A 20829-nucleotide genomic window follows, 5' to 3' on the forward strand; every position below is an offset into this window, starting at 1 on the left:
CGACGAAGAACGAGGCCGGCGCACAAGGCGAGGCCCCACAGGCCGAACACGCCGACGCCAGGCCCCGGCGCAAAGCCAACCGGTGGCGGCCACGTAACTGGCGGGTGCGCTCCCGACTGGTGGCCCTCATCGTCATTCCCACCGCCGTGGCGCTCGCGCTCGGCGGCCTGAGGGTCTACGAGGCCTCGGTCTCCACGGTCACCCACGCCCACATCGAGGACAGAGCCGAGATCGGTGTCCTCATCGTGGAGCTGGCCAACCAACTGGGTCGTGAACGCACGGCCGGCGCGGTCTACATCTCCGACAGCGCGGACCCGGGCAGCCGCTCGGACGCCCTCCGCCAGGAGCTCGACGACGAGCGGGACTCCTCCCGCGACCTCCAGAGCACGCTGACCGCCCGTCTCGACGACATGGGCGAGATGGACGGCGACCTGGCCCAGGGGCGCCTCTCGACGATGCGCAGCCAACTCGCCACCCTGGAGTCCCTGCGCACCGAGGTCGACGAGACCCGCATCACGGTCCTGCCCGTGGTCACCAAGTACCGGACCGTCATCCGGTCGCTCGCGGACTTCAACCAGACGATCGCGGACGAGACGAACGACACCGAGCTGCGGGAGAGCGTTCGCGCCCTCACCGCCCTGTCGAACGCCCGCGACCAGCTGTCCTACGAGACGGCGCTGATGGGCCACTCACTGGCTCGTAACCAGATGACCGGCGGTATCGCCGAGGCCATCGACTCCAGCCGGGCGCGCTACGACAACGAGGTCTCCAACTTCGTCCAGGCGGCCAGCGCCGAACAGCGCTCGATCTTCGACGAGAACTTCACGGGTCTGGAGGTCAGCCAGGTCTCCACCATGCGCATGCGCGTCATGTACCGCGCCGAGCGCGGGGACGACCTCACCGGCGTGACCGCCAACGACGGCCCCGAGGACTACAAGGAGATCTCCGACATCGCCCTCGAACGCCTCCACGCGGTCGAGACCGGACTGGCCGAGGGCATCTCGGACGACGCCAACGACCTGCGCGGCGCCGCGCTGATCCGCACGATCATCGACCTCGTCATCGTCGCCGGCGTGCTCCTGGCCGTCTTCATCCTCACCTCGCTCGTGGTCCGCTCCCTGGTGCGCCCGCTGCGCACCCTGGAGGACGGCGCCCGACGCGTCGCCGAGCGCGACCTGCCGGACGCGATCAACCGGATGCAGGAGGCGGGCTCGGTCCCCGACACCGTCAAGGTGACGCCCATCGAGGTCGACACCCAGGACGAGATCGGCGAGGTCGCCCGTGCCTTCGACGACGTCCACCGCGTGGCCCTGACACTGGCCTCCGACGAGGCCGCGCTGCGCAGCAACGTCAACGCGATGTTCGTCAACCTGTCCCGCCGAAGCCAGACCCTGGTGGAGCGGCAGCTGCGTCTGATCGACGGCCTGGAGCAGTCCGAGCAGGACTCCGACCGTCTGTCCGACCTCTTCCAGCTGGACCACCTGGCGACCCGTATGCGCCGGAACAACGAGAACCTGCTGGTCCTCTCCGGCCAGGACAACACCCGTAAGTGGGCCCAGCCCGTCCCGCTGGTCGACGTCCTCCGCGGCGCCGTCTCCGAGGTCGAGCAGTACGAGCGCGTCAACGTGCGCGCCCCCTCCCACATCTCGGTCCTCGGCCGACCGGTCAACGACGTCATCCACCTCGTCGCCGAGCTGGTGGAGAACGCCACCGCCTTCTCCCCGCACGACACCGAGGTGCTCGTCAGCGCCAAGAGCCTGGACAGCGGTGTCGTCCAGGTCGACGTGACCGACAGCGGTATCGGCATGGCCCCGGACGACCTCGCGGGCATCAACGCCCGTCTGGCCGCTCCGCCGGTCATCGACGTCGCGGTCTCGCGCCGCATGGGTCTGTTCGTGGTCTCGCGCCTGGCGCACCGACACGGCATCAAGCTGAACCTCAAGGAGGCGCACGGCGGCGGTACCACCGCGACCGTGATCTTCCCGCCGGACCTGCTCATCACGCCGGTCGAGGGCCAGCACGCCCTCGGCGGCCCGGGCGCCCGTCCCGAGCTCTCCGCGGGTGCGCCCGATACCTTCGCCGACGCCCAGGCGGCCTTCGCGGCCACCCCGGCGGCGGAGGAGCCCGGCGACCCCTGGCAGCACCAGGACGGGGGCGGCCTCTCCCCGAACGACATGGGCGGTCTGCCCAAGCGCACCCCGGGTGGGGGACGTTCCGAGGAGCACCCGCCCAGCGGTCAGGACCTGTGGAAGAACGAGGACCCCGGAACCGGTTCGGTCTGGGAGGCCCCCAAGCGGGCCGAGGGGCTCTCGCCCACCAACGGCGCCTTCGACCAGGGTGCCGGGTCCGTGGTGGACCCCTACGACACGCCGGAGGAGGACGAGCCGAGGCCCCAGGACACCGGCCGCAGCCTGTTCGACCCGGCGCCCCGCTCCACCGACAGCGGCTCGTACAGCGGCCCGAACAGTGGTGCGTTCCGACGGGACTCCGACACCGGCGCCTTCCGTCGGCCGCCGGCGGACACCGGTGCCTTCCGTCGGCCCACCGAGGCCGAACGGCGGGAGAGCGACTCCTACGACGCCTTCGGCGGCGGCAGGAACCGTTCCACCGGTGACACCGGGTCCCGTGACACCGGCGTCCAGCGGGGCGGAGCCTTCGACACCTCCTCCACGGGTGGTTACGACAACGGCTCCCACGGTGCCCACGACGGCGCCTCCACGAGTTCCTACGACACCGGCTCGCACCATCGGGGCGCCGACCACGGGGACGCCAGCACGGAGACCTTCCCGGCGATCTCCGCCTGGGACTCCGCGCCGCCCGCCCCGGAGCAGACCCAGCGTCCGCGTCCGACCGAGCCCCACGAGGCCGGAGGCCGACGCAACGGTGCCGGCGACGGTCGCGAGGGCTACGGCTCCACCGCCTACCTGTCCCGCCGCTACGGCGGCACCCAGGGACCGAACAACACCGTCGTGCCCCCCACGCCCGTCGGTGAGGGCTCCGACTCGCTGCCGATCTTCGACGCGATCGAGTCCAACTGGTTCAAGCGCCGGAGCGGTGGCCCGACCGTGGATGCCACCGAAACCGGTCCGATTCCGCAGGTGCAGCCGGCCGAAAGCCGTCCCACCAGCAAGGAACCGGCTCCGCAGCCTGACCAGAACTCGCGTTCGGAGCAGGACTGGAACTCCGCCGCCGACCGCGGGTGGAAGGCGGCGCGTACCGCCGCCGAACCTCTCGCGGGAGGTCTGACCACCTCGGGCTTGCCAAAACGGGTTCCCAAGGCAAACCTTGTTCCTGGGACCGCACCCAAACCGGAGAACTTCAAGCAGATGCCGACCCGTAGCGCGGACCGTGTCCGCAACCGGTTCTCCGGTCTGCAGAAGGGTGTTCGGGAGGGGCGCAACAGGCGCGGCGACGAAACGGCGGAGGAGTGACCCACGTGGCCGGTGGCGGGACGGGGTCCCCCTTATTCCGGGAAGCAGGATGCAATAGCATCTACCGAGCTTCTCGGACGCACCACACCCATCGCTTGACGAGAACAGAACACCAGACTCCCGGTCTCCCCCACCGGAGGAGCCGGGAAGTTCGCAGAGGCAGTGCTGTCACATGCCGTGCCGGCGGTAGCAGTGCCGAAAGACCAGCCGGCGAACTTGGACAGGAGATCAGATGAGTCGACAGGTCAATGAACTCAACTGGTTGATCACTGACTTTGCCGACCGGGTACCCGATGTCGCCCACGCGATCGTCGTCTCCTCGGACGGCCTTCCGTTGGCGTCGTCCGCGGGGTTCCCCACCGACAGGGCGGACCAGCTGGCGGCGATCGCCTCCGGCCTGTCCAGCCTGACCCAGGGCGCGTCCCGGGTGTTCGAGGGCGGTGCGGTCGCCCAGACCGTCGTGGAGATGGAGCGGGGGCTGATGCTCATCATGGCCATCAGCGACGGCTCCTGCCTCGCGGTCCTCGCGGCCGCCGAGAGCGACCTCGGTCTGGTCGCGTACGAGATGACCCTGCTCGTCGAGCGGGCGGGGCGGGCGCTGACACCAACGGCGCGCACCTCGGGAATCCACTGATCCACCACCGACAGGAGGAAGTGGTGGCACCTCACAGTAGAGATGCCGGGAGCGCCTCGTGGTTCGGTCAACAGCCGGGCCATCCCTCCACCGGAGGGATGCCGGCCGTACCGGGCGGCGGAGATGTTCCTCGACCAATCCAACAACCGTATGACCAACGACCCGCGCCGGGCGGCAGCGCACCCAGTTCGCTGGTGCGTCCGTACGCGGTCACGAAGGGCCGTACCAAGCCGAAGTCGCAGCTTCCCCTGGAAGCACTGATCTCGGCCACGGCTGCGGCTCGGAACGAGTCGGGCACGCTGACGCCTGAATGGCAGGCGATCAGTGACCTGTGTCGGGAATGGCGTTCCGTCGCGGAGATCTCCGCGTTGTTGCGGATGCCCCTCGGCGTGGCGCGGGTGCTTGTGGCGGACATGTCCGAGCAGGGACTGGTCCAGATCAGGTCCTCGCTCAACAATGACGCTCGCCCCAACACCAACCTGCTTGAAAGGGTGCTCAGTGGACTTCGCAAGCTCTAGCCCAGCCGAGGAAGGCGGTGCTGGGGGGAACGCGATGACGTCGGTCAAGATCGTCGTCGCCGGGGGCTTCGGTGTCGGGAAGACGACATTCGTGGGCTCCGTCTCCGAGATCGTGCCGCTGACGACCGAGGCGGTCATGACCAGCGCCAGCGTCGGGGTGGACGACCTCGCCAAGACGCCGGACAAGCAGACCACCACCGTCGCCATGGACTTCGGCCGTGTCTCCCTCGACTCGGACCTGATCCTGTACCTGTTCGGCACCCCCGGACAGCACCGGTTCTGGTTCATGTGGGACGACCTGGTCAAGGGCGCGATCGGTGCCGTCGTGCTGGTGGACACCCGTCGTCTGGCCGACTGCTTCCCCGCGATCGACTACTTCGAGGAGGCGCGTCTGCCCTTCATCGTCGGGATCAACGGGTTCGACGGTTACTACCCCCACGCCGCGGACGAGGTCCGGGACGCGCTGACGCTCAGCCCGGAGATCCCCATCGTCCAGGTGGACGCCCGTGACAAGGGTTCCACCAAGTCGACGCTCATCACCCTCGTCGAGCACGCGATCACGGTGGGGGACCCCGAGGGCGCGGCCGGGCAACAGCCCACCTCCACCGGGGGTCAGAACTCCTGGCGTTGACCAGGACCACTCCCGGGCCGGGGTCCCGCACGAGCACGGCCCGGTTCCCGTCCGACGGGAACCGGGCCTTCGTGCCGGCATCATGGCCGCATGAGCTCTTCCTCCGACGCCGCTGCGATGACCCGACGGTTCCGTGACGTCGCCGAGGCGGTGCTCGACGCGCTGTTGGCCGACGCCCCCGAATGGGCGCTGGACCTCGGTGACGTGCGCGGCGCCCACCGCCTGACCGACCACACGGTCGAAGCCGACGCCCGCCGGGTGGCCGTCCTCACCGACGCCCTCGGTTCCCTGGACGAGATCGACCAGGACCTGCTGCCCACCGGCGACGCCGTCGACCTGGAGGTCCTGCGTTCGCGGGTCTCCGCCGACCTCTGGCACACCGCCGAACTGCGGCCCCACACCTGGGATCCGCTCACCTACACGCCGGGCGAGGCACTGCACGTCCTCCTCGAACGCGACTCCCTGCCCCTGCCGGAGCGCCTGGAGGCCCTCGCCGCCCGCTGCGCCGCCCTGCCCGACCACCTGGCCACGGCGAGGGAACGCCTGTCCCAGGGGCCCGGCATCCCGCGCGTGCACGCCGAGACCGCCCTGGCCCAACTGGCGGGCGCCCGGGCCATGCTCACCGACGACCTGCCGGCCCTCGCCTCGGCCGCGTCCACCCGACCGCCCAGGTGGGAGAGCGCGCGTGAGGCGGCCCTGGCCGCCGTGGACGAGTACACCTCCTGGCTGCGCGCGGAGACCGAGTTCGCCACCGCCGATCCGCGGCTGGGGGAGCGGGTCTTCGCCGCCCGGCTCTGGTACACCCTGGACTCCGAGCTCTCACCCGAGGCACTGCGCGTGCGCGCCGAGAGCGACCTCATCGCCACGGAGGAGGAGTTGGCCGAGGTCGCCGCGGAGTACGAGGGACGACCGCGTCGCCCCGGGCAGACCGCCGAGGTGTTGGCCGGACTGGCCCGCGACCACGCCACCGACGCCGACACGATCCGTCCGCTCGCCGAGGAGGCCCTGGCCCACCTGTACCGACGCGTCCGCGAACTCGACATGGTCACCGTGCACGAGGACCCGGTACGGGTCGTGCCGATGCCCGAGGCGCGTCGGGGGCCGGCCGTGGCCTACTGCGAACCCCCCGGGCCGCTGGACCCGCGTGTGGCGGAGCTGCCCACCCTGGTCGCGGTCGCCCCGCCCCCCGCGGACTGGCCGCGCGCCCGCCGCGCGTCGTTCTTCCGCGAGTACAACGGCATGCTGCTGCGCAACCTCATGGTCCACGAGGCGCTGCCCGGACACGCCCTGCAGTTGGCCCACGCGGCGCGCCACGACGGTTCCACGCGGGTGCGACGGGTGCTGTGGAGCGGCACGTTCGTCGAGGGCTGGGCGGTGCACGCCGAGTCGCTCCTGGCCGCACACGGGTGGACCGACGGCCTCGACGCCGAGTCCCGCCGCACCAACCTGGCCCTGCGCCTGGTCCAGCTCAAGATGCGGCTGCGGATGATCCTCAACGCCATCCTGGACGTGCGTGTGCACACCAGGGACATCACCGAGCCCGAGGCGATCGCCCTCATGGTCGAGCGCGGTCACCAGGAGGAGGGCGAGGCCCACGGCAAGTGGCGTCGGGCCGAGTTGACCAGCGCCCAGCTGTCCACCTACTACGTCGGGCACGCCGAGGTCGCCGACCTCTCCCGTGACCTGAAGGCGGCCCGGCCGGACCTGAACGAGCGTCGACGCAACGACGCCATGCTCGCGCACGGTGCCCCGCCGCCGCGCCACCTGCGCGCCCTCCTCGGTCTGTAGGTCGAGGTCTCCGGGGCCCGCCGAGCACGGGCCCGCGCGCGGACGCCCGACGGCGCGGCGGGAACCCCGGGGAGCCTCGGTGGGAGGGAGCGTTGGTCACCCTCCCGCCTCCGGCCCCTCCACGGGCCCGACAAGCACGGTCCGCCGACGTGCGAAGCGAGGAGCACCCCCGGTGGTCCGTCGCGACGGACGTGGACGGGAACGGCGGGCTCGCCGGTCCGCGTGATCCGACCGGTTGCTCGTGGGCCGTGAGACGGGCGGTGACCGGCCGACACGACCCTCGGCGTCCGTTCCGCCGCGCCCCTGTACGGCACGTGTCCGGTCCGCCCGTCGGGGTCGTCCCTCGGACCGCCCCGGGCCTCGGAACACCCGGCGTACCCCGGCGCGGCCGCTCCCGTGCGCTTCTATGCTGGGACGCGGAGTACGAAAACGGTCAGCGAGGGAACGGACGAGCCATGCGCGGCGCCGACGACGCACCCGACGACGGTGCGGGCACCCCACCCGGTGCGGGAACCGGCACCCCCGACGGTTGGGAACGGCTCTGGACACCGCACCGCATGGCCTACATCAAGGGTGAGGGCAAACCCACCGGCCCCCGTGCCGAGGACGGCTGTCCGTTCTGCCGGGCACCCGGACTGACCGACCCCGAGGGGCTCGTCGTGGCCCGCGGCAAGACCGCCTACGCGGTGCTCAACCTCTACCCCTACAACAGCGGTCATCTGCTGGTGTGCCCCTACCGGCACGTGTCCGACTACACCGGACTGGACACGGACGAGACCGCGGAGATCGCCGCGCTCACCCAGGCGGGGATCCACGCGCTGACCGGCGCCTACAGTCCGCAGGGATTCAACGTCGGCATGAACCTCGGTACCGTTGCCGGTGCCGGGATCGCCGCCCACCTCCACCAGCACATCGTGCCCCGCTGGGGCGGCGACACCAACTTCATGTCCGTGATCGGCCAGACCAAGATCCTGCCCGAGATGCTGGAGCAGACCCGCGTCGCGCTGGCCGAACACTGGCCCCGGGGGTGACCCCGCCCGGTCCCGGGACCATGACCTGAGACGGTGACCCCGGTGACGCGCCACCCCCAGCGGGTGCGGCTCCCACCCCCAAGCCCGTTCCCGTCCTACGATCGCAAGAAGACATGCTGAGAATCCTTCGTCCCATGATCTCCCGGGTCACCGCTCCGCTCGGTCGGAGCCTGGCCCGGATCGGCCTGACGCCCAACGTCGTCACCATCGTCGGTGCCCTCGGCGTCATCGTCAGCGCCCTGTACTTCTACCCCCGCGGCCAGCTCTACGCGGGTTCGGTGGTCATCACCGTCTTCGCCCTCTTCGACATGCTCGACGGGGCGGTGGCGCGTGCCAACGACAGCGCCAGCGCCTTCGGGGCCTTCCTCGACTCCAGCCTGGACCGGGCGGCCGACGCCGCCATCCTGGCCGGGCTCATGTGGTGGTTCGTCGGTGAGGGCGATGATCCGATGCTCGCCGGTCTCACCCTGTTCTGCCTGATCAGCGGGTTCATGGTGTCCTACATCAAGGCCCGCGCGGAGGGGCTGGGCGTCAATTGCGACGTCGGTGTCGCCGAACGCACCGAGCGGCTCGTCATCGTTCTGGTCGCCGTCGGCCTGAGCGAACTCGGCGTGCCGTACATCCTCGCCGGGGGCCTCTGGTTGCTGGCCGGGATGAGTCTCATCACCATCCTCCAGCGGCTGATCGAGACCCGCGCCCGACTCAACGACCCCGGCTATGCCGAGGAACAGGGTGAGGGCTCGGGCAACAGGGCGGACAACGGCGCCTGAGCACCGCACGGTCCCGGGACGACGAGGAAGAACACGACGAGGAAGCACGACGTGGACGAACGCACGGCCGACCTGGCCTACGCGGCCGGGTGGACGATGGTCCGCCGTTCTCCGGAGAACGCGGGCCGCGCGGTGTTCCGCCGGATCGCCGACCGGTCCTGGCGCACCCATGACGCGGGCACCCGTGGGCTGGAACGCAACCTGCGCAGGCTGGTCGGCCCCCACGCCACGTACGCGCAGCTCAGGGCGTTGTCCAAGGCGGGGATGCGTTCCTACATGCGGTACTACTACGAACTCTTCCGTCTGCCCGCGATGGGCCGCGAACACCTCCTGTCCCACACCCGACAGAGCGGGGTGGAGGTCCTGGAGGAGCACGTTCGTTCCGGCCGGGGCGTCATCGCCGCCCTGCCGCACATGGGCAACTGGGACCACGCCGGGGCGTGGATGGCGGCTCGCGGCACCCCGTTGACCACCGTCGCGCAGCGGCTGCGACCGGAGAGCCTCTACCGCCGTTTCACCTCCTATCGCGAGTCCCTGGGCATGGAGGTGCTGCCGTTGAACGGCGGATCGGACACGGTGGGGGCGCTCGCCCGGCGGCTGCGCGAGGGCGGCCTGGTGTGCCTGCTCGCCGACCGCGACATCAACGGCACCGGCCTGGAGGTCGACTTCTTCGGGGAGAAGGCGCGCATGCCCTCGGGGCCGGCGGCGCTGGCGCTGAACACCGGCGCCGCCCTGATGCCGGTCTCGCTCTGGTACGACGGCCCGTACTGGAACATCCGGGTCCACGACGAGATCCCGGTCGCCACCGGCCCCTCCCGTGCCGGACGCGTCCAGGACACCACCCAGGCCCTGGCCCGGGTGTTCGAGGGCGCCATCGCCGCGCACCCCGAGGACTGGCACATGCTCCAGGCGGTCTTCAGCGCCGACCACGAGGAGGACCGGGCCGACCGCCACGAGCGGGAGGTCGCCCCGACGGAGGTCGCGTCCGCCCGGACACGGAGAGGACGGGGCTGATCCCCTTGGGGTCTGGTGGTCCCGGAGAACGCCGGGGCGGGGAGCCCGTCCGGAAGGTGTCCGTTGAGGGTGGTGGCGGGCGACGTGGGGTGTGGTCCGCGCCGGAGGCGTCCGTTGAGGGTGGTGGCGGGCGACGGGTGGGCATTGTGTGCCCCTACTCCTGGGACGTGCCCGGCGGTGTCCAGCAGCACGTGGGGGATCTCGCCGAGACGCTCATGGCGATGGGCCACCACGTGTCCGTCCTCGCCCCGGTGGGCGACCCCGACCACCCCACGCCGCCCCACCTGGTCTCGGCGGGGCGGCCCGTCCCCGTGCCCTACAACGGGTCGGTGGCGCGCGTCCGTTTCGGCCCGCGCACCTCGGCCCGGGTCCGCCGCTGGATCGCCGAGGGCGGGTTCGACCTGCTCCACGTCCACGAACCCGCCGCCCCCAGCGTCTCCCTGCTGGCCTGCTGGGCGGCGGACGGACCCATCGTCGCCACCTTCCACACCTCCAACCCGCGCTCGCGGGCGATGTCGGCCACCTCCACCGCGCTGCGTTCGGCCCTGGAGAAGATCAACGCCCGCGTGGCCGTCTCCGAGGCCGCCCGGCGCACCCTGGTCGAACACGTGGGCGGCGACGCCGTTCTCATCCCCAACGGGGTGTCGGTCCGCCGTTTCGCGCACGCCGACCCACTGCCGGGCTGGCCCGGTGAGGGCGGCTCCCTCGGTTTCCTCGGCCGTCTGGACGAACCGCGCAAGGGTCTGGCGGTGCTGCTGGCGGCCTTCGTGCGGCTCGCGCGGCACCGCCCGGGGCTGCGGTTGCTCGTCGCCGGTCCCGGCGACCCGGACCTGTCCGGTGTCCCCGACGACCTGCGCGACCGTGTGGTCCTGGTCGGTCGACTCGACGACGTCGACAAGGTCCGGGCCTACCACTCCACGGACGTCTTCTGCGCCCCCAACCTGGGCGGGGAGAGCTTCGGGATCGTGCTGACCGAGGCCATGGCCGCCGGCGCCGCCATCGTCGCCAGTGACATCCCCGCCTTCGACGCGGTGTTGGACGGCGGTGCGGCAGGGGAGCTGTTCGGTGTCGGCGACCCCGACCACCTGGCCGCGCGGGCCGCCGTCCTGCTCGACGACCCCGATCGACGCACGGCGCTGTCCGAGGCGGCCCGTACCGCGGTGCGCGCCTACGACTGGGGGACCGTCGCCGCCGACATCGCCCACGTGTACGAGACCGTCCTGACCGGGGACGGCCACGGGCCGGTGCGTCCGAGCCGCATCCGTCCGGAGAGCGGCACGCCCATCGGCCCCTTCCCTCGGGGTGAGCGACCCTGACCGGCGACGTCTCCTTCGCGACCACGGTGGCCGTGATCCTGCTGATCCTGGTCCTCACGGGCTTCTACCTGTCCTGGCGCGCCACGCGTCTGGACCGGCTCCACCACCGGGTGGAGACCGCGCGCGCCGCGTTGGACGCCGCCCTGCTCCGCAGGGCCGCCGCCGTCCTCGACCTCGTCGCCTCCGACCGTCTCGACCCGGCGTCCGCGACCGTCCTCACCGCGGCCGCGAACCGGGCCCGCCGCGCCGACGACGACCACCGCGAGCTCGCCGAGAGCGCGCTGTCGGTGGCTCTGCGCACCACGCTGGCCGGACACGGCGGTCCCACGGCCGACCCGTGGCGGGCGGAGGTGCTGCTCGCGGCGCGCGGGGTCCACCTCGCCCGGGTCTTCCACAACGACGCCGTGTCCGACACCCGGCGTGCCCGCCGATCCCGACTCGTGCGCGTCCTGCGCCTGGCGGGCACGGCCGCCCTGCCCGACTACTTCGAGATGGACGACCAGGTGACGGTGACGGCCCGGACCCGGCCCCGAGCGGACCCCGACTGACCGTCGGGTTCCGCGATGGAGCGGTCGACCTGGGATAAACGCCGATCTGGCCAAAGCCCCCGAACCGGGAGGAACTAGAATAGGAGGCTGGTCGACCCGGGGCACGCGGCGCCGACGGTGTCCGTGCACCCGCGCGCGAGGCCGTCGAGTCACGCCCGGGATGCGCCGAGGCCGTCCGGCCGGGGTCGATCCCCCAACCAGAAGACGACAACGGGAGCCCATCACCGTGGCCAACAACGCATCGCACAGCTCCGACAACGCCGTCGGTACCCAGCGCGTCAAGCGCGGCATGGCCGAGCAGCTCAAGAACGGCGTCATCATGGACGTCGTCACGCCCGAGCAGGCCAAGATCGCCGAGGACGCCGGTGCCGTCGCGGTCATGGCGCTGGAACGCGTGCCCGCCGACATCCGCAAGGACGGCGGCGTGGCCCGTATGTCCGACCCCGACATGATCGACGGCATCGTCGAGGCGGTCTCCATCCCCGTCATGGCCAAGGTCCGCATCGGTCACTTCGTCGAGGCGCAGGTCCTGGAGTCCCTCGGCGTCGACTTCATCGACGAGTCCGAGGTCCTGACCCCCGCCGACGAGGCGTACCACATCGACAAGTGGGCGTTCACCGTTCCGTTCGTCTGCGGTGCCACCAACCTCGGCGAGGCCCTGCGTCGCATCGCCGAGGGCGCCGCCATGATCCGGTCCAAGGGCGAGGCCGGCACCGGCAACGTGGTCGAGGCGACCCGCCACATGCGCTCCATCAACGGTGAGATCAAGCGCCTGGGCACCTTGGACGAGCCCGAGCTGTTCGGTGCCGCCAAGGAGCTGCGCGCCCCCTACGAGATCGTCAAGGAGGTCGCGCGCCTCGGCAAGCTCCCGGTGCCGCTGTTCTCCGCCGGAGGCGTGGCCACCCCCGCCGACGCCGCGCTCATGCGTCAGCTCGGCGCGGAGAGCGTCTTCGTCGGCTCGGGCATCTTCAAGTCCGGTGACCCCGCCAAGCGCGCCGACGCCATCGTGCAGGCCACGCTGCACTACGAGGACCCGGCCGTGATCGCCCGTGTCTCCCGTGGTCTGGGCGAGGCCATGGTCGGCATCAACCTGGAAGATCTGTCCGACTCCCAGCGTTACGCCGAACGAGGCTGGTAACGGCCCGGCTCCGGGTGTCCGCCCTCGTCCTCGCCGGTTCCCGGCGGTGACCGACGGCCCGTGGGCCGTTCCGGTCCCCGGCACCGGCGGGTGCGGAACCTCCGTGGCGCCCCACAGAGCATCGTTCGGGCGGCGGGGCACCGCTCCCGTCGCCCGCGCACATCACCGTCCCGCACCCCCGCCCCCTCAGCCGAGTGAGGCCGTAGTTGACCGTCGCACCCACCATCGGTGTCCTCGCCCTCCAGGGTGACGTCGCCGAACACCTCGCCGTCCTGGAGTCCCTGGGCGCGCCCGCGGTGAAGGTCCTCTCCCCGGAGCACCTGGACGCCGTGGACGGCCTCGTCCTGCCGGGCGGCGAGTCCACCACCATGTCCAAGCTGGCGCTGCGGTACGGCCTCATGGAGCCCTTGCGCAAGCGTGTGGCGGCGGGCATGCCGGCCTACGGGACCTGCGCGGGCATGATCATGCTGGCCGACGAGATCCTCGGTGGCACCGCGGACCAGCAGACCGTCGGCGGCATCGACATGACCGTGCGCCGCAACGCGTTCGGACGACAGTCCGAGTCCTTCGAGGCGCGGGTGCCCGTCGACGGGATCGGCGAGGACCCCTTCGACGCCGTGTTCATCCGTGCGCCCTGGGTGGAGCGGGTCGGCCCCGAGGTCGCCGTTCTCGGGAGCGTCGCCGGTGCGGACGAGGCCGGTAGGATCGTCGCCGTACGACAGGGCGGCCTGATGGCCACGTCCTTCCATCCCGAACTCACCGGCGACGCGCGCATCCACCGCCTCTTCGTCGACATCGTGAAAGGACACGCATGAGCGGCCACTCAAAGTGGGCCACCACCAAGCACAAGAAAGCCGTCATCGATGCCAAGCGCGGCAAGCTCTTCGCCAAGCTGATCAAGAACATCGAGGTGGCAGCGCGGACCGGCGGTGGTGACCCGGAAGGCAACCCGACGCTCTTCGACGCCATCCAGAAGGCGAAGAAGAACTCGGTGCCCGCCGACAACATCGAGCGTGCCCGCAAGCGCGGCTCCGGTGAGGAGGCCGGTGGCGCCGAGTGGCAGACCATCATGTACGAGGGCTACGCCCCCGGTGGTGTGGCTCTGCTGGTGGAATGTCTCACCGACAACCGCAACCGCGCCGCCTCCGAGGTGCGCGTCGCGGTCACCCGTAACGGCGGCAACATGGCCGACGCCGGTTCGGTCTCGTACCTGTTCAACCGCAAGGGCGTCGTCCTCGTGTCCAAGGAGGGCACCAGTGAGGACGACGTGACCCTGGCGGTCCTGGAGGCCGGCGCCGAGGAGATCGAGGACCTCGGCGAGTCCTTCGAGATCGTGTGCGAGGCCACCGACCTGGTCGCGGTCCGTACCTCCCTGCAGGAGGCCGGGATCGACTACGACTCGGCCGACTCCAGCTTCCTGCCGAGCATGGAGGTCCCGGTGGACGCCGAGACCGCCAAGAAGATCATGCGCGTGGTGGACGCCCTGGAGGACTCCGACGACGTCCAGAACGTCTTCACCAACGCCGACATCCCCGACGAGGTCATGGCCGAGCTCTAGGCTCCGCCTTCCGACCCGAACGCCTGTGGCCGCACCGTGGGGTGCGGCCACAGGCGTTCGTGCGTTCGGGCCGGAGAAATCCCGCACCCGCGCCGATCACCGGCCCCGCCCGCCCTGGTCGAGCGCATTAGGACCCACCGATCGTGCGCACGAGGGACGCGTGCCGTTCGGGGCGTGGCGGGCGCGATCCACGGGACCCGATCGGGTGGTGGGGAGCCCCGCCGCGCGCCCCGCCGGCCCTCATCGGTGCGCACGGTGAGCCGACGGGGTGGGCGCCCCGGGTCCGGTCGCCGTGTGTCAGGGGAGGCGGCGCAGGACCTCGGCCGTGAACTCGTCGGTGCTCGCCGTTCCCCCCAGGTCGCGGGTGCGCACCCGGCCCTCGGCCAGGACCGCGCGCACGGTCTCCAACATCAGTCCCCCCGCCTCGGGGTGGCCCAGGTGGTCCAGCATCATCGACGCCGACCACATCGCCCCGAGCGGGTTCGCGACGCCCTTGCCGGCGATGTCGGGGGCCGAACCGTGCACCGGCTCGAACATGGACGGGTAGGCGCGTTCGGGGTTGAGGTTGGCGGAGGGGGCGATGCCGATGCCGCCCGCGACCGCCGCGGCGAGGTCGCTGAGGATGTCACCGAACAGGTTCGATCCCACGATCACGTCGAAGCGGGCCGGGTCCAGCACCACCTTCGCCGCCAGGGCGTCGATGTGCTCCTGTTCCCAGACCACATCCGGGTGGTGGGCGGCGCGCTCGGCCACCAGCTCGTCCCAGAACGGCATGGTGTGCACGATCCCGTTGGACTTGGTCGCCGAGGTCAGCCGACCGCCCCGCTGCTCCGCCAGGTCGAAGGCGTACTCGACGACCCGCTCGACCCCGCGCCGGGTGAACACCGACTGCTGCACCGCGCGCTCGTCGGGGGTGCCCTGGTCGAAACGGCCACCGTCCTGCGAGTACTCGCCCTCGTTGTTCTCCCGCACCACCACGAAGTCCACCTCGCCGGGCAGTGCGCGGGTCACCGGACCGGGGACGCCCTCCATGACGGTGATCGGTCGTAGGTTGACGTACTGGTGGAACGTGCGACGGATGGGGATGAGCAGGCCCCACAGCGACACGTGGTCGGGCACCCCGGGCCAGCCCACGGCTCCCAACAGGATGGCGTCGTGGTGACGGATCCGGTCGAGACCGTCCTCGGGCATCATCGCGCCGGTGTGCGCGTAGCGCTCGCAGGACCAGTCGAACTCGTCGTAGTCCAGGGAGAACCCGTGGTGGCGGGCGACCCGGTCGAGCACGGCGATCGTGGGGGTGAGGACCTCGCCGCCGATCCCGTCGCCGGGGATGGTCGCGATCCGGTACTGCTTCATGTACGTCTCCAGGGGTGTGATCGTTCGTGCCGGGGGGCTCGTTCGGGGTGCTCAGCCGGAGAGCACCCGGTGCAGGAAGTCGCGCAGGTGCGCGGCCGTGGCCTCGGGGGCCTCCTCCGGGACGTAGTGATCGCAGTCCAGGGCGTGGCCGCGCACGTCGGACGCGTACTCGCGCCAGGCGGCCGGGACGTCGTAGTGACCGCCCACGAAGCCGTGCCGTCCCCACAACACCAGGACGGGGCATGCCAGGGGGTGCCCGGCGTCGCGGCGGTCGTGCTCCAGGTCGATGGAGGCGGCGGCCCGATAGTCCTCGCGCGACGCGTGGATGGCGGCCGGATCGCTGAAACAGCGCACGTACTCGTCCACCGCCTCGGGGTGGAAGGCCGTGCCGCCGTGGTGCCGCGCGTTCATCCGGGTGCGGACCCAGAAGCCGGGGTCCTGACCGAGGAGGTGTTCGGGGATGCCGTTCCCCGCGGCCAGAAAGAACCAGTGGTGGTACCCGAGGGCGAACGCGGCGTCGGCGTGTTCGAAGGCGTGGCGGGTCGGAACGATGTCCAGCGCGCAGAAGGCCCGTACCGCCTCGGGGTGGTCCAGGGCCAACCGGTGGCCGACGCGGCCGCCCCGGTCGTGGCCCACCACGGAGAAGGTGTCGAAGCCCAGTTCCCGCATGACCAGGTACTGGTCACGGGCCATGGCGCGCTTCGAGTACGGGGTGTGCCGGTCGTCGGAGGCGGGTTTGTCGCTGTCGCCGTACCCCCGCAGGTCGGTGAGCACCACGGTGAAGCGGTCCGCCAGGAGCGGGGCGACGCGGTGCCAGATCAGATGGGTCTGGGGGTAGCCGTGCAGGAGCAGGACGGGCGGTCCCTGTCCGCCGACGCGGACGTTGATCCGCACGCCCTCGACGTCGACGACACGGTGGGAGAAGTCCGGCGGCAACAGGTCGCTCATGGGCCGATTCCAGCAGTACGCCGGGTCGGCTGTCCAAGACGGGCTACCGATAACGTTGATAGGCGGTACCTATAAGGGGGCGAACAGGAGCGAAATGGACGTACGACAACTGGAGTACTTCCTCGCCGTCGTCGACCACGGTGGGGTGAATCGTGCCGCAGCCGCCCTCTACCTGTCCCAACCCTCGCTGTCGCAGTCGATCCGTTCCCTGGAGCGGGACCTGGGCAGTGATCTCTTCCACCGGATCGGCCGCCGCGTGGTGCTCACCGAGGCGGGACGGGCGCTGATCGCACCGGCCCGCGAGGCGGTGCGCGGCCTCGACCTCGCCCGGTCGGCGGTGGAGGCGGTGCGCGGGCTCCGTCGGGGCCGTGTCGACGTGGCGACGTTGCCCACCCAGGCGATCGAACCGCTGACCGGAATGGTGGCGGGGTTCACCGAGCGCCACCCCGAGGTCTCGGTGTCCATCCGCAACGCCCTCACCCGGCGGGACGCGGTACAGATGGTCCGCACCGGCGCCTGTGAACTGGGGGTGGTCGCCTCCGACCGGCCGTTGAGCGACCGGGAGGTCCGCGTCCATCCCCTGGCGGACCAGGCGTTCGTCCTGTTGGCGCCGCGGGGTGGTCCGTTCCCGCCGGGACGTCCGGTCCCGGTCGAGGCGCTGAACGGCCATCGCCTGATCGTCGGTCACGAGGGGTCGGGTATGCGTCGGTTCGTCGACCGGTTGTCGGCCGACGGCCTGGACGCGCGCATCGCGGTCGAGACCGAGCACCGGGTATCGATCCTGCCTCTGGTCCTGGGCGGCGCCGGCCTGGCGGTGGTCACCGACGCCTGGCGCGAGCTGGCCGATGCCGCGGGTGTGCTGACCCTGGAGTTGGAGCCCACCGGCCACCTGCACGTGTCCCTGATCAGCCGGCGCGCCCCGCTCACCCCGGCCGCCCGCGCCTTCGTCGACCACGCCGTGGGCGAGGCCGGTCAGGTCGGGCCCTAGCTCGGGTGCGCTCGGGGCCCGCGTCGCGCCCCGGTCCGTGTACGGGCGACACGGCACGGCGGGAACCGTCGGTTCCCCCGGTTCGCGGGTAGCACCGCGACCGGCGCCCGCACGTACGAACACCCCCGTGGTCAGGGGAGCAGAGGGGCCGCGGAGCGCTCGGTGCGGCTCACCTCGTCTAGGCGGTGAGGTTCATGGCGGCGATCACCTTGGTGGGGTGCAGCCGCACCACCAGTTCGCCGGGCACCCCGTTGCGACGGCCGAACTCCTCGGCGCGCTCCGACCCCATGTAGCGTCGGGCGATCTCGGTGGCGGTGCGGAGCAGCTCGTCAGGGTCCTCGGACACCTCGGCCTCGCCCTGCACCTGCACGAACCCGTACGGAGGCTCCTCCAGGTCGACCACCAGCGTGATCCTGGGGTCCCGGGCGAGGGAGCGTCCCTTGGCGGTGTTCCTGCCGGTGTTGAACACCAGGGTGTCGCCGCGCCCGACGAACCACACCGGTGCCACCAGAGGTCGGCCGTCGGCGGAGGTGAAGGCGATCTTGGCGGTGCGGGTCCCCTCCAGGAGGAACGCGCTGATCTCGGGATCGGTGATGGAAGCCATGCCCTCACGCTAGACCGGGGGGCCGTGGTCGACCGGCCCGACACGCACACGCCGGCACCGGCCCGACCGACACCGGCCGCGCGTCCTCGGACGTCCTCGGTGGCGCCGACCGCCCCTGGCGGCGTCCGAGGGCCGAGCCGCACGGTTCCGCCGGGCCGGGCCGCTCGCGCGCTCGGCACCCCGGCCGCCCCGTACCCGCTCGGTCCGGTGCGACACCGGGGTGCTCACACACGCGAGTGTCGGGGGAGTGGCCCGGTACGGGTCACCCGCCGGGACGGGGTGCGGGCGTCGGCGCGGGTGGGCCCCGAGAACACCGCCGCCAACGGCGCCCCCAGGGCGTGGGCGAGCGCGTCGGCCGGTTCCCCGGGGATCGGTGCGAGCACCGGTCGGGCCCCGTGCATCCTCCGGGTCAGCGCGGACTGGCGGTCCAGGTCCCCGGTGGGGCCCGGTGCGATCCGCAGAGGTTCCCCCGCCTCGTCCAGGTACCCGGTGCACCAGCTCAGGTCCCGTCCCAGACGGGCGGGCGCGTCGGCGTGCGTCACCACCAGTGCGTCCACCCCGCCGGTGGCGGCGACCGCGTAGCGGGTCGCCACCAGGTCCAGGTGCCCCACGCGGAACGCCCCCTGCCAGGGGTGGACGCCGTTGTGCCGCTCCGGCAGGAGGGCGCCGAGCCCGGGATCCTCCGTCACCAACGGACCGGCCCCGTGCCGTGTGGTGACGGTGCGGAGTACGCCGATCCTGCGCGCGTCTCCCGGGCGGCCCGCCTCGGCGAGCAACGTCAGCGGGTTGGCGGTGGTGGTCGTGGACCAGGTGGTGTGCGGGTGGAACCCGTGCCATTCGTCCAACAGCACCCCCTGCGCCCCCTCGAACACCACCGGGACCCGGGACAACAGCCGGGGCAGGTACTCCTCGTCCACCAGCCGGACCCGGGCGGCGAACGCGGTGTAGGCGTCCAGGCACTCCTCCGGCTCCGGCCCGTGCCCGCCGAGCGCCTCGGCGAGGGCGACCAGTTTCCGGCGCAGCCGCCCCGGGGTCGCGCAGTCGCCCACGGTGGGGGCCGACTCGGGGTGGTCGAGGGCGTAGGCCATGGTCTCGCCCACCCCCATCCCGCACGAGCCGTGCCGGTCGTCGCCCCGGGCGCGCTCGCGCGCCCGATTGGCCTCCTGGTGCCAGGGGGTACTGATCAGCGCCCGCCGGTCCACGGTGAGCAGCGACAACGGATCCTTCACACCCAGCGAGGCCAGGTGGGCGGCCTCGCTCGCCAACGCGAACGGGTCCACGACCATGAACCGGGACAGGTGCGTGGGCACCGGACCGTTCGGGGCGAGGGTGCCCGCCCCGAACTGCGCGAAGGTGTGGTGCCGTCCGTCGGGGGTGACCACGTTGTGCGCCGCCTGGGCGCCGCCGTTGGCCCGCACCACCGCGCCGTGGTCGCCGGTCGCGCAGAGCAGGTCCACGGTCACCCCCTTACCGGCGTCGCCGAACCCGAGGTCGACGACGATCTCGTGGTCGGTCACAGCCGGTCCACCCCCGGTCCGTCACCGGCCAGGTCCGCCACACCCGGGACGGACGCGACCGCTCCCCGACCGCGGGCCAGGGGGCGCAGGGCCTTGCCGACCGCCTCGCCCACGCCCGAACCGCTGTCGGACAGGTCCCGCAGGCCCTCCTCCAGGTCGATGGCCTCCTCGCCCAGCCCGACGGTGACCGCGATGGTCTCGCACACCGCGTCCAGGTCGTCCAGCAGGAGCAGGTTCTGACCCAGGTGCCGCTCCCAGAAACCGCGCACCTCGTCGTTGCGGAAGTGGGCGCTGCCGGTGGGCATGATGTAGTACACCTCGAACCTGCGTCGCAGCTCGTCCAAGAGCGCGGGGAACGCGATGTTCTCGCTCAGGTCGTCGCCGATCACCTCCCGGACCTCGCGGGCCTTGACGGCGCCGTAGGGCATCTCGTCGCCCACGATGAACAGGTAGCCGCGCCGCCCGCGCACGTCCAGGCAGTCCAGGGTGGTGTGCCGCGCCATGAAGTACATCGCCAGCTCGTAGGACTCGGTCATCTGACCGCCGCCCCCGCCTTCCAGGAGCAGGTTGCCGAGGTCGTCCTCCAGCTCGTTGCCGGACTCGAACTGGCCGATCTGGAGGGGCACCCGGTCGCAGGTGGCGTCACCGATCGCGCCGAACAGGATCTGCGGGTCCTCCACGTACCCCTTGCGCAGCAGCAGACCGAACAGGTCGGGCAGCTTGGTCTGCAGCACCCGCGGCACACCGCCCATGGAGCCGGTGACGTCGAACAGGACCGACACCGCCAGCGAGTTCGGGTGGGCCTCGGAGTCTCGGCTCTCGCGCACGTCCACCCCGTGCGGGTCCAGGCTCGGGTGGACCTTCCAGGTGGAGCGCGGCGCGCGGGTGGAGGTGTCGTGGTAGTCGAACTCGCCGATGCCGCGTGAGGCACGGTAGGCCCGACGGGCGTGGTAGGCGTCGGTGGACCAGTGGCTGCTGCCCATGGCGGACTCCTTCTGGGGTGGGGTGCGCCCCGAGGGGCGCACCCCACCCCAGAAGG

The 20829-nt window shown here is 71.6% G+C and carries 19 protein-coding genes; 14 read left to right on the top strand and 5 right to left on the bottom strand.

Features of this window, described 5'->3' with window-relative positions:
* Nucleotides 1–104 precede the first annotated feature (104 nt).
* From DSY14_RS12445 to DSY14_RS12505, 13 genes are all read left to right on the top strand, one after another.
* Entirely contained in the window at nucleotides 105–3431 is a 3327-nt protein-coding gene (locus tag DSY14_RS12445; RefSeq protein WP_211716694.1) for a nitrate- and nitrite sensing domain-containing protein, read from the top strand.
* A gap of 232 nt (nucleotides 3432–3663) precedes the next feature.
* Nucleotides 3664–4065 carry a roadblock/LC7 domain-containing protein gene (locus DSY14_RS12450; RefSeq protein WP_017599665.1) on the top strand — a complete coding sequence of 134 codons (402 nt, stop codon included), beginning with the start codon at nucleotides 3664–3666 and terminating at the stop codon, nucleotides 4063–4065.
* A 98-nt stretch (nucleotides 4066–4163) separates the two neighbouring features.
* Nucleotides 4164–4583, top strand: coding sequence for a DUF742 domain-containing protein (locus DSY14_RS12455; RefSeq protein ID WP_249187762.1), 420 nt, complete (start codon nucleotides 4164–4166; stop codon nucleotides 4581–4583).
* 34 nt (nucleotides 4584–4617) lie between these two features.
* The gene (locus DSY14_RS12460) at nucleotides 4618–5214 is read left to right on the top strand and encodes an ATP/GTP-binding protein (protein ID WP_211716680.1); all 597 of its coding nucleotides are present in this window, start codon (nucleotides 4618–4620) and stop codon (nucleotides 5212–5214) included.
* Between the two features lie 90 nt (nucleotides 5215–5304).
* Nucleotides 5305–7002 carry a DUF885 domain-containing protein gene (locus tag DSY14_RS12465; RefSeq protein WP_249187763.1) on the top strand — a complete coding sequence of 566 codons (1698 nt, stop codon included), beginning with the start codon at nucleotides 5305–5307 and terminating at the stop codon, nucleotides 7000–7002.
* 455 nt (nucleotides 7003–7457) lie between these two features.
* The gene (locus DSY14_RS12470) at nucleotides 7458–8033 is read left to right on the top strand and encodes an HIT domain-containing protein (protein WP_211716681.1); all 576 of its coding nucleotides are present in this window, start codon (nucleotides 7458–7460) and stop codon (nucleotides 8031–8033) included.
* 134 nt (nucleotides 8034–8167) lie between these two features.
* Nucleotides 8168–8803, top strand: a complete 636-nt coding sequence (gene pgsA, locus DSY14_RS12475; RefSeq protein WP_211716696.1) for a phosphatidylinositol phosphate synthase — start codon at nucleotides 8168–8170, stop codon at nucleotides 8801–8803.
* Between the two features lie 51 nt (nucleotides 8804–8854).
* Nucleotides 8855–9817 (top strand): phosphatidylinositol mannoside acyltransferase, encoded by a 963-nt coding sequence (locus tag DSY14_RS12480; RefSeq protein WP_211716682.1) that lies wholly within the window; start codon nucleotides 8855–8857, stop codon nucleotides 9815–9817.
* Between the two features lie 137 nt (nucleotides 9818–9954).
* A complete protein-coding gene (locus tag DSY14_RS12485) occupies nucleotides 9955–11133 on the top strand; it encodes a glycosyltransferase family 4 protein (RefSeq protein WP_307851201.1) in 1179 nt (392 codons plus the stop codon).
* Nucleotides 11134–11159: 26 nt separating this feature from the next.
* Nucleotides 11160–11681 (top strand): hypothetical protein, encoded by a 522-nt coding sequence (locus tag DSY14_RS12490; RefSeq protein ID WP_307851202.1) that lies wholly within the window; start codon nucleotides 11160–11162, stop codon nucleotides 11679–11681.
* Nucleotides 11682–11907: 226 nt separating this feature from the next.
* Nucleotides 11908–12819 carry a pyridoxal 5'-phosphate synthase lyase subunit PdxS gene (pdxS, locus tag DSY14_RS12495; RefSeq protein ID WP_211716683.1) on the top strand — a complete coding sequence of 304 codons (912 nt, stop codon included), beginning with the start codon at nucleotides 11908–11910 and terminating at the stop codon, nucleotides 12817–12819.
* A gap of 206 nt (nucleotides 12820–13025) precedes the next feature.
* The gene (pdxT, locus tag DSY14_RS12500; protein ID WP_211716684.1) at nucleotides 13026–13634 is read left to right on the top strand and encodes a pyridoxal 5'-phosphate synthase glutaminase subunit PdxT; all 609 of its coding nucleotides are present in this window, start codon (nucleotides 13026–13028) and stop codon (nucleotides 13632–13634) included.
* On the top strand, nucleotides 13631–14377 hold the full coding sequence (locus DSY14_RS12505; protein ID WP_211716685.1) for a YebC/PmpR family DNA-binding transcriptional regulator: 747 nt from the start codon (nucleotides 13631–13633) through the stop codon (nucleotides 14375–14377). The genes pdxT and DSY14_RS12505 overlap by 4 nt, the downstream gene beginning before the upstream one ends.
* Before the next feature lie 297 nt (nucleotides 14378–14674).
* Here the strand turns inward: DSY14_RS12505 and DSY14_RS12510 are convergent, their stop codons facing one another.
* Both DSY14_RS12510 and DSY14_RS12515 read right to left on the bottom strand, forming a co-directional pair.
* Nucleotides 14675–15733 carry a tartrate dehydrogenase gene (locus DSY14_RS12510; RefSeq protein ID WP_211716686.1) on the bottom strand — a complete coding sequence of 353 codons (1059 nt, stop codon included), beginning with the start codon at nucleotides 15731–15733 and terminating at the stop codon, nucleotides 14675–14677.
* Nucleotides 15734–15784: 51 nt separating this feature from the next.
* Nucleotides 15785–16681: an alpha/beta fold hydrolase gene (locus tag DSY14_RS12515; protein WP_211716687.1), complete on the bottom strand. Its 897-nt coding sequence runs from the start codon at nucleotides 16679–16681 to the stop codon at nucleotides 15785–15787.
* A gap of 94 nt (nucleotides 16682–16775) precedes the next feature.
* On the opposite strand from DSY14_RS12515, the gene DSY14_RS12520 reads away from it, so the two are divergent.
* Nucleotides 16776–17669 carry a LysR family transcriptional regulator gene (locus DSY14_RS12520; protein ID WP_211716688.1) on the top strand — a complete coding sequence of 298 codons (894 nt, stop codon included), beginning with the start codon at nucleotides 16776–16778 and terminating at the stop codon, nucleotides 17667–17669.
* A gap of 178 nt (nucleotides 17670–17847) precedes the next feature.
* Here DSY14_RS12520 and DSY14_RS12525 read toward each other — a convergent pair whose 3' ends face one another.
* The 3 genes from DSY14_RS12525 to DSY14_RS12535 form a co-directional block, all read right to left on the bottom strand.
* On the bottom strand, nucleotides 17848–18273 hold the full coding sequence (locus DSY14_RS12525) for a PPOX class F420-dependent oxidoreductase (protein ID WP_211716689.1): 426 nt from the start codon (nucleotides 18271–18273) through the stop codon (nucleotides 17848–17850).
* A gap of 224 nt (nucleotides 18274–18497) precedes the next feature.
* On the bottom strand, nucleotides 18498–19790 hold the full coding sequence (locus tag DSY14_RS12530; RefSeq protein ID WP_211716690.1) for an adenylosuccinate synthetase: 1293 nt from the start codon (nucleotides 19788–19790) through the stop codon (nucleotides 18498–18500).
* Nucleotides 19787–20773, bottom strand: coding sequence for a hypothetical protein (locus tag DSY14_RS12535; protein WP_211716699.1), 987 nt, complete (start codon nucleotides 20771–20773; stop codon nucleotides 19787–19789). Before DSY14_RS12535 ends, DSY14_RS12530 begins: the two co-directional genes overlap by 4 nt.
* Nucleotides 20774–20829: the final 56 nt, after the last annotated feature.

Origin of the sequence: Nocardiopsis sp. MG754419 (assembly GCF_018207095.1) — a bacterium.
Lineage (GTDB): Bacteria > Actinomycetota > Actinomycetes > Streptosporangiales > Streptosporangiaceae > Nocardiopsis.